Source organism: Streptomyces sp. NPDC005799 (assembly GCF_040630525.1).
Taxonomy (GTDB): Bacteria; Actinomycetota; Actinomycetes; order Streptomycetales; family Streptomycetaceae; genus Streptomyces; species Streptomyces griseorubiginosus_B.
The window spans coordinates 1-11,835 of sequence record NZ_JBEXXQ010000103.1 but is presented as its reverse complement, the minus strand read 5'-3'; the positions used below and the strand labels follow the sequence as shown (position 1 = coordinate 11,835).

Here is an 11,835-nt window from a genome sequence, read left to right as displayed (position 1 = left end):
GGACAGTTCGAGCTTGAGGTCGTCGCGCAGGAACGTCCGTATCTTCGACTTGATCTCCTCGGCCTCGTGCTTGGGACCGGCGAATCCCAGCAGCCAGTCGTCGGCATACCGGACGTAACGTAATCGCCGGTAGTCCGGATCGTTGGGGTCCTGGCTCGGCAGGGTGCGGCGGCGGAGCCGAAGCTCCCTGACCGCGTCCCGGTCACCGTGCCGCTTGGCCCGCTGGATCGCGTACTCGACGATCTGGTACTCCCGGTTGGGGCGCCGGCGCCGGCCGTGGTTGTACTCGGGCAGCAGAGACTGTTCGATGAACTGGTCAAGCCGGTCAAGGTAGATGTTCGAGAGGACCGGGGAGGCAACCCCGCCCTGCGGCGCACCGCTGAGCGTGGCATTCCATCGCCAGTCCTCCAGGTATCCCGCCTTGAGCATGTGGCTGATCAGCCGCAGGAACCGGCCATCGTGGACCTTCTCCCTCAGAATCGACAGCATCACCTCGTGATCGAGGCTGCCGAAGCAGTCGGAGATGTCCCCCTCGATGAACCAGTGCGTCCCCTTCCAGACCTCCACCACCTCGCTGAGCGCAGTGTGGCAGCCCCGGTGGGGACGGAAACCGTGGGACCGGTCGGAGAACTGGACGCCGTAGTACGCCTCAAGCAGCAGGCGGACCACCTCCGCGACCAGCTTGTCCGATCAGGGCGGCAGACCCAACGGGCGCTTCTTCGTTGATCCCTTCTTCTCGATGTAGACCCGCCGGGCCGGAGACCATCGATAGCATTCAGCGCGCAGGGCGTCGACGATGCTGCCGATCTTCTCCAATGACATGCCGTCCGCGGTTTCCTCGGTGACCCCCGGCGTCATCGCGCCCTTATTGGCGTAGATCCGCCCGTAGGCCATCAAGTACAGCTGTGGGTTGAACAGTTGCCGATACAGCCTCTCGATCGGCAGGCCTCTCATTCCGCGCTTGCGGATGATGTCCAGCACCGTTTCGGCGGTCTGCATTACGCATGCCTCCCTTCGCTGAACTTCTCGATCACCTGTGCCCCTTCGCCCTTGTTCCGGCTCTCCCGGACCTCACGGCAGGTCGTGACTCCTGCGACTACTACGGGCACTCCGTCGCCATAGGGCTCGCGCCCCGTAGGCGATCCCGTGGTACGTCTTCGCTGTACGTATCGAGCACGACGTAGGCCGCCCACTCATCTCCTTGACCGCCCTCGCTGGGCGACGCTCCGCGTCACGGAGGTTGCCCGGCCCCACAGGTTCAAGGCCCGGCATGACGCGGCATCGGTTACAGGTGTCGTTCCGACGGGTGCGCACTCTCACCACTGGAGATTGGGCTTCAAGCAATCCAGCCTTGGCCATATCGCGCGGGTCTCGCGGCACCCCGCCCCCGGACACCTCCGGACGGCCACCGCTTCCCTGACATGCTCTTTTCCCCTCGCGCTTTCGCGTCCAGGTGAGTCAGGCGACCCAAGAACCTCCCTCCGAGTTCATCCCGACTGCGTCGGGGATACAACGAAGCGCCTCACGGCGCACACCCGCCGTGCGGTTGGGTTGGCCGCCAGCGAGGTGCCTGCTGAGCAGGCCCTTTTCCAACGGCCCCCCACCGAACCGGACGTGCGGCTTGTAACCGCATCCGGCTCTCCGGTGCCTTTTCTTCTCATGAGTTCTGCCGCGAGGGACGCCCGCTGTAGTGGATGTCCTCGTGGCAGGTGCGGCAGACGACCAGGGTCTTCCGATGGCGCGAGGCCATCATCTGCGCCCAGGCGGGCTTCGGTGCCCGCCCCCGGACATTCAGGTCTTTGAGGTGTCGGACGTGGTGCACTTCGACACCGTCGTGCGACCCGCACATCTCGCAGGTGTCGGCGAGCAGACGCTTGACGATCTCGTTGCGTCCGCTGTTCCACACCTGCTTCGGGTGATCGTCGAGACTACCGATCCTGGTCTTGCGCGCCAGCGAGATCCCGCCCCACTGCACCACCAGTGGCGGCCGTCCTTCCCCGCGTTGGACGGTGACCTGAAGCCCCCGGCGGGGACCACGGTCGGTATCCAGGACGGCCCGGTAGCGGTCATAGATCCTGGGGACTCGGACGCGGTACTTCCGCGCCAGCGTCTTGACCAGGGACCGCTCCATGACGTACTTGAGCCGTCCGAGACGGTGGAGGTTGAACGCCAGCTGGTAGTAACCGGCGATCCCGCGGAACTCCGCCTGGTACTGGGCGACAATGGAGAAGTCGCTGTTGACCGTGCGTTCGGTCCGCCGGACCGGTCGGCCGTGGTGCATGTAGGGGCGGCACTTGGCGCGGACGACATCGGCAGGGACCTTCAGTCCGATCTGCGCGTTGATGCTGCGCTGACCGCGATGGTCGTGCTTGGTGTCGTTGTCCAAGACCACGATCTCGTAGCCGAGGAACCGGGCGGCCTTCGTCCGCCCGTGCGTGATCAGGGTCTTTTCCTCGGACAGTTCCAGCTTGAGTTCGTCACGCAGGAACCGGCCGATGTCAGCCTTGATCTCCTCGGCTTCCCGCTTCGGCCCGGTGAACCCCAGCAGCCAATCGTCCGCGTAACGGCAGTAGTTCAGCCGCCGGAAGCCTGGATCATTGGGATCTCGCGAGGGCATGGTCTTCATCTGCTTGCGCAGGGCCCGACCTGCCTCCAGCTCGCCCCGCTGTTCCAGGCGGAAGGCGCGCTGCCACAGCAGCATGTACGGACGATACGGCGTGCGCCGGGCTCCCCGGTTGTAAGCGGGCAGCAGACTCGTCTCGATGTACTTGTCCAGCCGATCCAGGTAGATATTGGATAAAAGCGGTGAAATCACGCCACCCTGAGGTGAACCGCTGAGCGTTGCGTGATAGCGCCACTGCTCCAGATATCCGGCCCGGAGCAGCCCGTCGATCAACCGCAAGAACCGGTTGTCGTGGATCTTCTCGGCGAGAATCGACTGCAGGATCTCATGATCCAAACTGTCGAAGCAGGCTTTGACGTCTCCCTCGACGAACCAGGTAGTGCCCCGCCACCCGGGGTAGATCGATTGCAAGGCGGTGTGACATCCCCGGCCGGGTCGGAAACCATGGGAGTGATCGGAGAACTGCGGCTCGTAATACGCCTCAAGTAACAGGCGCATCACCTCTTGCAGCAGCTTGTCCGACCACGTCGGCAGACCTAAACCGCGCCGACTCTTCGTCCTTCCCTTCTTCTCGATGTAGACGCGGCGCGTCGGTGACCACCGATAGCGCTCACTGCGGAGCGCATCGATGATCGCCTGGATCTTTCCCAGGCGCATGCCGTCCACGGTCTCGGCCGTGACGCCGGGCGTCATCGCACCGTCGTTGCGGTAGATCCGCCCATAGGCGAGCAGGTACAACTCCCGGTTGAACAAGCACCGGTAGAGACGTTCCAGCGGCAGTCCCTTCCTGCCGCGTTCACGGATGATCCCCAGAAGGGCTTCGGCGCTCTGCATTTCGCATACCTCGCCATCGTGAAGGATCTGTTGACACCTGGGGCCCTTCGCCCAATGTGGACGGCTTTCCCGTCCTCCCTGGTCGGGCGTTACTCCGACGACTACTACGACCCCTCCGTGGCCATAGGGCTCGCGCCCCGTAGGCCATCCCGTATTCCCCTTGCGCTGGACGTATCGAGCGTGACGTAGGCGACCCGGTCCGTCCCCTTGAGCGAACTCGCTGTCCGCCGCCCGCCGGCCGGAAGGGTTGAGACGACAAAACTCCGGATCGTCCGATGCCGACGGCTGCGACCTCAGGCGCCGTGTCGCAGGGTGTGCGTCTTCCACCGCTGGAGACTGGGCTTCAAGCAGTGTGGCCTTCGCCTTATCACGCGGGCCTTGCACAGCAGCACCTTCGACGCCTTCGCGATGCTCCGCGCTTCCCCGCCATGCTGTTGTCCCCTCACGCTTTCGCGCTCAGGTCAGACGGGCGGCCCCGAGGTCACCTCCTTCCGAACCTCGGCCCCCTGAAGGGGCGATCCAACGCCGAGTGAAACGGCGCACCCTTTCAACGCAACGGGCTCTCCACGGTCTCTGAGGTTCCCCTCGTAGCGTGGAGCCCTGACAGCAGGGGAAGTTGAGTGTCATGGCGGAGAAGCGTCGGAAGTTCACGGCGGAGTTTCGTGAGGGGGCGGTACGCATCGTGACGGAGACCGGGAAGCCGGTTCCCGAGGTCGCGGAGGACCTGGGGATCAACGAGACGACCCTGGCGAGCTGGGTCTCGCGGGCGAAGCGGGCCGAGAAGAGCACGCCGGAGGACCAGGACGCGTTGATCGCCCGGCTGACCGCGGAGAACGCGGCGCTGAAGAAGGAGAACAAGGAGCTGGGGATGGGCGCGATGTTCTCAAACGCTGCATGGTCCTGTGGGTGAAGTAGCTGCGGCGGACCCGACCGCCGTGGCCGGGGCGATCAGCGACAACAGGACCGAGCACAACATCCCGCACACCGTCTCGTGCCGCGCCCTGGGCGTGAGCGAGTCATGGTTCTACAAATGGCGCGACCGGCGCCCCACCGGGCGTGAGGTGCGCAGACAGCGGCTGGCCGACGAGATCAGGGAGATCTTCACCGAGTCCGGCGGCACCTACGGATCACCGAAGATCTTCATCCTGCTGGTCCGAAAGGGCTGGCGCATCTCGGTGAACACCGTCGCGAAGCTGATGGCCGAACTCGGCCTCGTCGCCCGGGTGATGAGACGCCGGAGCGGGCTGACCAGGCCGGGCACGCGGCTGGCCGCGCCGGACTTCGGCAAGCGGGACTTCACCGCCGAGGAACCCGACCTCGTCTGGGTGGGCGACATGACGGAGATCGGCGCCGAAGAGGGCAAGCTCTACCTCGCCACGGTCATCGACCTGTTCTCCAGGCGCCTGCTCTGGTACGCGATGGACGCCCACCACGACGCCGGCCTGGTGGTCGCTGCGCTGAACATGGCCGCAGCCACCCGCGGCGGCGACGTCCGCGGCGTGATCTTCCACAGCGACCGCGGATCGGAATACACCTCGCGGAAGTTCGGCCGTGCCTGCCGCAATCTGGGCGTCTTCCAGTCCATGGGCCGAGTGGGATCCTGCTTCGACAACGCCGTCAGCGAGGCGTTTAACAGCGTGCTCAAGGTCGAGTACATCCACCGTCGCACCTTCCGCACCCGGGCCGAGGCCCGCCTCAAGATTGCCACCTGGATCACCGACATCTACAACGCCCGCCGGCTACACAGCGTGTGCGACTACAAGAGCCCGATCGACTACGAACGCGAATACTGGGCCGACCTCACCGTGGGGCTGGCTGCATAGGAAGGACTCCACAGTTCGAGGGGATTGACACGCCCCCGGGCGTACGCCCCAACGTTGATCGGCTACACCACACAGCGGGACGCCATCCCTACGAGCCCTCGGTCTCACCTGACAAACCCGAACAGATCTCGATCTTGCAATGACCCTGGACGACCAGGCCGTCCACCTACTCGCTGCATTGCACGCCAGCGCGCGTTGTGCCGTACCGAGCGCGGCCTGTACGCGCCCGGCCTCTTTCCGCAACCCAGCGATTTCTTTCCGGACCTTGGTCTCCTGGGCCTCCAGGAGACCAAGCATCGACGGCGCCAGCCACCTGCGCACGAGCCAGACGAGCGGACAAACCGCGCCCATCTCTCCTACCGCTGACCGGAGTTCACGTCCCCCGACTCCGAATCAACCGATCACGTTCGGAAAACAGATGGTGTCTGAGATAGCAGGTTTGCCTGCGGCGCATTGTTCTGTGGCCGAGTCGATCACTTCTCGCAGAAGGCGGGCTCGAATTGGGGCGGACCAGGCTACAGGGGGCTCTTTTTTCAGTATTAGAGATGCCTCAGCCAAGGCTTCGGTTCCGGCATCTGGGGGCGAGACAAGGCCGCGGGTCAATGACGCAAACGCGATACTACTTGGCGTCCCCCATGCCCGTGCGAGGCGTGCCTCTTCAGCTGCGAGTTGTGCCGCGCGATCGGTTTCGCCGAGAGACTGGCACGTGACCGAGGCCAGCAACCGCCAGGGCAGCAAGGCTGGTGTCATAATGCCCGAAGCCAGCATATGGCGGCCTGATTCCAAAAACGCGTCTCGAGCCTCGCGGACGTCGCCTTCATAGAGCGCCAAGAGACCCCGGCTGTAGAGGGCATGCGGTGCTTGAGGGTCGTCTGAGGGACGCAGGAGCAGCGCTGCTGCCTGCCTGGCCGCGCCGATATCGCCACGTTCAGTATGGAGCCGTACACGCAATGTTGTTATCCAGTTTTTCAGGGAAGCGGGCCAGAGTCGCTCGGGCACAACCTGCGCCACCGTCTCGAGGTCGGCGGCCGCTTGCCCGATCCAACCTCCATGCACCCCAGCGTTGGCGCGTGCGGTGAAAGCAAGTGCGCGTGCCAGAAGTGCGCCCTTACTTCTGGCGTCTTCGGCCGCATGGTCCAGACCCGACATGGCTTCTGCAACATCATCTGTCAAAATCAGCGTCAGGCAGGCCGCGATCCGTGAGGCAAACGGCACATGGTGCTCCACCGCGGCATGCAGGGTGAACCTGGCCATTGCAGCGACGTCAGTAGCAGGGCGGCTCACGCTGAGCGACCACCGCCAAGCGGTGAGCGCCGCCTTCTCAGGGTCAAGCGGATTGCTGTCCTGGGCATCCCCTCGGACTCGCTGCGCGGGGGCGGTCCGTGGGCCTGGAGTAGCGGGGCGTGGAACATCACCTCGACCGCCGGGCCTGGGGCGGACCGTAAGGGTCGCCTTGTCAGGATCGGGTCGGTGGTGCGGAGCATGGGTCCATGAGTACCGCAGGACTTGCTCGTCAGCTGACGTCAGCGTGAAGGGAAGGACGTCCGGACTCATCGGCTTCGGGCCCGTGTATGGTTCGTCGGCAGTATGCGCTCCGGTGCCTGTCACAGCCCGCAGATCTGCGCGGATATCTGCCTGGATGTGAGGGGTGGCGGGTTCTTTGAGTGCGCGCCGCAGCAACTGCGCAGCGGCTTGTGGGGCAGTGCCGACCTTGAGCATGGCTTCCTGCCGCAGAACACGCACGGCCCACGACGCACCGATCGGGCGGGAGCCGAGCAGCATTCTGGCTAACTCGTGATGAGGAACCGCCATGCGGTGCCCCAACTCGGCTGCCCTCGCGTACAGATCCGCGCGTTGCGCGACCGTCATCCTCACCAACACGCGCTCAGACGTGCCGGGGGTGCAGATCACGGGTTTTTCGGTTGTCACCAAACAACTGCCGGCCAGTAAATCCAGTGCCTGCTGTGGGGACATGGAGCGCAGTCCTGCCAGCGCGCAGACAGGTTCTCCGCTCAAACTGGCGCCGCCGACAGCAAGTGCCGCGAGCAGGTCCATTAGCTCAGCCGAAAGGCCGTCCAGTACCCGGTCGATCCGGGCCCCGGTGATGTCCGTGACCCTGCTGAGGAGTTCAGCGCACTTGTCGGACGGGGTTTCCGCGCTCGTCGGCATGGAGAGCAGTGAGCGGAGCACTGACGGGTTTCCAGCCGTGGCCTCGGTCAGGTCATCGACAGTCCAGTGAACGTCGGGAGAGCCGTGCGTTGCAGCGGTAATGGCCACCCCGGCGCGAGACAGCGGGCGGGTGCGGAGGACATTGGGAGCCGGGCCGAGCGCCCCCGACACGTGCCGACCGTGCGGCTCGTCAAGTGAGGCGGCCGGCAGCAGAGCGTGCGGATATGCGGTGACCACGACAAGCACTGGGGATGCGGCTGAGCGGCGGGTCATTGAGCCAAGCCACCTCCAGGATTGCAGATCCATCCACTGAGCATCGTCGACTGCGAGCAGAAGCGGCGCGCGATACGCCGCCCTGTTGAGTGCCCGGATTACCTGATCTTCCGGGGCCCAGGGCCGTCGTGAGCCAGAACGTTCAAAACGTTCTATGGCCGCGAGTAATTGCCTGGCAATTCCATACCGAAGAGGCATTTCCCCTGGGGTACCCAGTGCCACCGCCGCCCGCATCCCGTTGCGGCCTGCGGCGGTCACTGCGTGGCGCAGAAGCTCGGTCCTTCCGGTTCCGGGTAGGCCTTCGATGAGCACGCTTTGGAAGCGGCCCTCCTGCTTCGCCTTGGCAACAAGCCTTTCCAACAGTCGCAGTTCGCTGTCGCGCTCGATCAAGGCAGAAGGATTGTGTAGAGAGAGTGACTCTGGTGATTTGAACATGGCAACTAGGTGAGTGCCTTAAGCGACAGTGAGGCGCGAGAGTTGAGGCGGAGGCCATGAGGAAGGCTGAGTGCATAACCACAGCAGAGAAACGGCTGTTCACGTGCCTTCACTCCATAGAGATTCCAAGGCAGCGGGGAGAACAGCGCGGCCCGAGGTGCCGAGCTTCCGGTAGGCACTTGTGAGATGGCTCTCAACGGTACGCCGACTTATGAAGAGTGTTTCAGCTATCTCACGGTTGGTGGCACCTTGCGCAGCAAGCGCGCTCACACGGAGCTCAGACTTGGTCAGTGTGCCTGCGCCGTGGGCATGCTGCGGTTGGGCACCCGCAGTTGCTAGCGCATGGTCTGCCTGGCGGGACAGCGGCATGGCCCCGCACGATCGAGCCAGACTGCTCGCAGTGCCCAGCAGCGAACGGGCCTCTTGAAGATCCCCCTCCCGTAACAGGGCGGTTCCGAGCACATATGCAGTCCGGGCGTGCTGCAACCGTGCTGGGGAAGCGGCAAAGGACTGCAACGCCGACCGCAGGAGTTGGATTCGGCGGTCGCCGTCGGCGACAGCGGCACAGCTGGTCAGTGCGGTACCGAGGGCGCGTGGAGTATTCCGGCGGCGAGCCTGCGTCAATCCCTCCTGAGCCAGCTTGTCCGCCTCCCGTTGACGCCCGATACGGACCAGCAAGCTAACTGCGTAAGGCCGCCACGGCACGAGCACCGGATCCATGGCGCCGGCTTTTTCCATCTGCTGTCTGCAGAGCAGGGCCAGCCTGTAAGCGCCATGTAGATCGCCTTGGCCTCCCTTGACCCTCGCCCGAGCCAGAAGGAGCAGCGACGACTGAATAACGGAGTCATCAACGGCTCCGGCCCGGTCCAAGACGGCCTCAGCTTCCTGCAGTGCGTTTCGCTCAGCCAACACAAGAGACAGGACAATGGATGGAAAAGCGTCCTCGCCTCCCCGACTCCCGCGGTTCAGGGCCGCCTGCGCTTCTTCAGCTGCCGTCGATATGCTTCCAGCCGCATAGTGCACCAGCGCGCGCAAGCCGCCCTCGGTCGGTCCGACAGCCACTGGGGTGCGGAGTAGATTGAGCGCCGTATCAAGATCATCAGCCATCAGTAGCGCCAATACGCTATGAGTGACCGTCAAGAGCGGAGTGTCTGTATCCCGCACACGTATTGACCTGTGCACGATCTCCAGTACCTCGGCCGCCGAGTGGCCTCCCAAGGCGGTGAGGAAGGCGTGGGCGGCGAGCATACGCCGTTCGATGGCCGTGTGGCCAGCCAGTTGACGATACGGCCAGCCGGGGGCAGTGGTCATGGTCAAGGTCCGCAAGTGGGTCTGCGAGTGATCCGCTCCCATGGCGAGCAGCACCCACTCCAGGAGCAGAACCAATTCCTGGTCGGCCGCCGGAGCCTCAGGCCCAAGAAAAGCTTTCACTGTCTCCAGGGTTTCCACCAGGAAGGGCAGCGCTGCAGTGGTCTGTCGAACCTCGATCGCAGTCAGGCCGTAGCGTGCAGCGGCCAATGCTCGCGTGCGTATCTCGTCAGCATGAGCCATCACCTCACAGAGGTGAGACATGGCGTCCTCGGGATCGCTGGCGGCAAGTACGTCTGCTAGTGCCAGATGCGCCTGATTTCGCTGGGTGGTGGTAATTCCGGCTTCGAGCATATGCCGCAGATAGCCTGCGGCAGTTTCCGGTTCGTCACGCTCCGCGGCTTCCTTGGCAGCTTCGTGCAGTGCAGTGGTCATCCATAGCTCGCTTGGCCGGTCGACCAAGAGGAGTTGACGGGCAACTGTCTCCACAGGCTGCCCGGAGTCGAGCAAGAGCCGAGCGGCCTGTTCGCGCAGGCGCATCAGGCTGTCCCCCGGCTGGGAGCGCAGCACGGCTTGGCCAATGGATGGGAGCGTGCAGAGGCGAACCAGGGCGTCCTGCTGAAGTTGATCCACCACTTCGGCCACAAGCGGAGCGGACACGCCTGCCAGCTTTCCGACGAGCTCGCTTGACTCGCCGATCGGCGCCCATGACTCTGAGTACGGCGTAGGGTAGAGGTCCAGAACGGCCATGGCCCGCAGCACTGCCCGCACGTGCGAGCGACTTCGATCACGATCAAGATAGTGCAGCGCTGTGGAAGCGCAGATCTCGCGACCAATAGTCACCGCCAACCGGACATCGTCCCGGGTCGGCCGAACACCCTCGGTGGCTAGAGCGTCCAGCAACCGATTGAGCAGAAGCGGGTTGCCTCCGGTGGCCTCGGCGCAGCCGCGGATAAACGACTCATCGGCATGTTGCCCCAACGCGTGTTCTATCGCATGGGCAACGTCCTCCATGTCGAGGGGACGCAACCGGATGACCCGGATGCCCGGCACCTGCAACAGTGCAACCAGAGCCGGACTAACAGCCATGTATTGGTCGGACACGGCGACTACCACGTGCAGCGGTCGGGCACCCATTCGACGGGCGAGGAACGACAGCCAATCCAAGGATGCGGTGTCACACCAGTGTGCGTCGTCCAGCAGCACTGCCATCGGCGTCCGGCTTGTCAATTGAGTGACGGCTCGACTCAACCGGTCCAGCACCTGATAGTCATCGAGTTCCGCAGGGCTTTTTGGAGACTGCTCTCCCGAATGGGTTCCCTGATGGAGGCCGACGTGTGTGGTCAAGCTGGCCAGCGCACCGCTCGCACGCTCGTCCAGGAGTTGCGGCGGTGCTGCATCCAATCCATTCAGTCCAAAAGAACGGAAAAGATCGCGAACTGCACTGTACCGATCATCCTTGGATATTTCCCGCCGAACCGTGTGCAGCACTGTCACGCCGTCACGGGAAGCCTGAACGCGCGCTGCATCCAACAATGCGGACTTGCCGACTCCTGGGCCGCCGAGCAGCAGCGTCCAACAAGCTCGAGCTGATCCCCGTAAGGATTTCGATAAAACTTCGAGCTCGGGAGAACGGCCCAGTAGTTGGGGATACGGTGCGTGAGCATCGGACGACGCTACGATAGACACGAGTTGCCTCCTGTGTGTGGGGGAACAGCAGAGGCCGCAGAAGCCCAAGACCAAGTGGTCCAGACATGTCAGACTCAGAGAGTACATCGGAGGTCGATTTTTTTTGATCGCTCCAGGCAAATCAGCGCCGATTGCTCATGCAATGCCACGAAGTTAAGGGCCTGGCGGCGGCGTCAAGGCATCAGGGAGAGTGATCTTGTAGGTGCTCGGCGTGGTGTGGATGAGACGGCCGTTGCGCTTCCAATAGCAGAGTTGCCAGGGGTCGTGCAAGTTCCCTGTTCGCGCGGGTGGTTGGGGTAGGGGTGCATAGCAGTGCGGACACGAGGTTCGTGATCATTGTGGTGTCTAGGCCATATGATCATGAAGGACCCGCGTGGACCAGGGGAACGAGGTGGGCGCCGGTGACCGCGCGCCAGCGGGTTTGGGCGGACTCGACGAGCTTGAACACCATGGCGAGGGCCGCGGCCGGGCTGCCGGCGCCGCGGGTGACCTTGGTGCGGAGCTTGACCGTGGAGAACGTCGACTCGATCGGGTTCGTGGTCCGCAGGTGGATCCAGTGCTCGGCCGGGAAGTCGTAGAACGCCAGCAGTTCCTCGGCATCGTAGGTGATCTTCGAGACGGCCTTGGGCCACTTGGCGCCGTAGGTGCGGACGAACGCTTCGATCGCCTTCTCGGCGTGGG

The 11,835-nt window shown here is 64.0% G+C and carries 6 protein-coding genes and 1 pseudogene; 2 read left to right on the top strand and 5 right to left on the bottom strand.

Annotated features, from left to right (window positions below; genetic code table 11):
- A pseudogene (locus ABZ453_RS48735) lies at positions 1 to 999 on the bottom strand (reverse transcriptase/maturase family protein); the annotation flags it as partial.
- Between the two features lie 658 nt (positions 1,000 to 1,657).
- A complete protein-coding gene (locus ABZ453_RS48730; protein WP_359026192.1) occupies positions 1,658 to 3,457 on the bottom strand; it encodes a reverse transcriptase domain-containing protein in 1,800 nt (599 codons plus the stop codon).
- Positions 3,458 to 4,082: 625 nt separating this feature from the next.
- Here ABZ453_RS48730 and ABZ453_RS48725 point away from each other — a divergent pair.
- Together ABZ453_RS48725 and ABZ453_RS48720 are read left to right on the top strand one after the other, a co-directional pair.
- A complete protein-coding gene (locus ABZ453_RS48725) occupies positions 4,083 to 4,367 on the top strand; it encodes a transposase (RefSeq protein ID WP_359026189.1) in 285 nt (94 codons plus the stop codon).
- Entirely contained in the window at positions 4,360 to 5,280 is a 921-nt protein-coding gene (locus ABZ453_RS48720) for an IS3 family transposase (protein WP_359026187.1), read from the top strand. Before ABZ453_RS48725 ends, ABZ453_RS48720 begins: the two co-directional genes overlap by 8 nt.
- Positions 5,281 to 5,673: 393 nt before the next feature.
- Here ABZ453_RS48720 and ABZ453_RS48715 read toward each other — a convergent pair whose 3' ends face one another.
- From ABZ453_RS48715 to ABZ453_RS48705, 3 genes are all read right to left on the bottom strand, one after another.
- Positions 5,674 to 8,112, bottom strand: coding sequence for an AAA family ATPase (locus ABZ453_RS48715; RefSeq protein WP_359026185.1), 2,439 nt, complete (start codon positions 8,110 to 8,112; stop codon positions 5,674 to 5,676).
- Positions 8,113 to 8,256: 144 nt separating this feature from the next.
- On the bottom strand, positions 8,257 to 11,241 hold the full coding sequence (locus ABZ453_RS48710; protein WP_359026194.1) for an AAA family ATPase: 2,985 nt from the start codon (positions 11,239 to 11,241) through the stop codon (positions 8,257 to 8,259).
- Positions 11,242 to 11,512: 271 nt separating this feature from the next.
- On the bottom strand, positions 11,513 to 11,835 hold a 323-nt coding region (locus ABZ453_RS48705; RefSeq protein ID WP_359026183.1), incomplete at its 5' end, for a transposase.

Coding starts and splice junctions, on each gene's coding strand:
- ABZ453_RS48730 (WP_359026192.1), bottom strand. CDS start 3,457: ATGCAGAGCGCCGAAGCCCTTCTGGGGATCATCCGTGAACGCGGCAGG.
- ABZ453_RS48725 (WP_359026189.1), top strand. CDS start 4,083: ATGGCGGAGAAGCGTCGGAAGTTCACGGCGGAGTTTCGTGAGGGGGCG.
- ABZ453_RS48710 (WP_359026194.1), bottom strand. CDS start 11,241: ATGTACTCTCTGAGTCTGACATGTCTGGACCACTTGGTCTTGGGCTTC.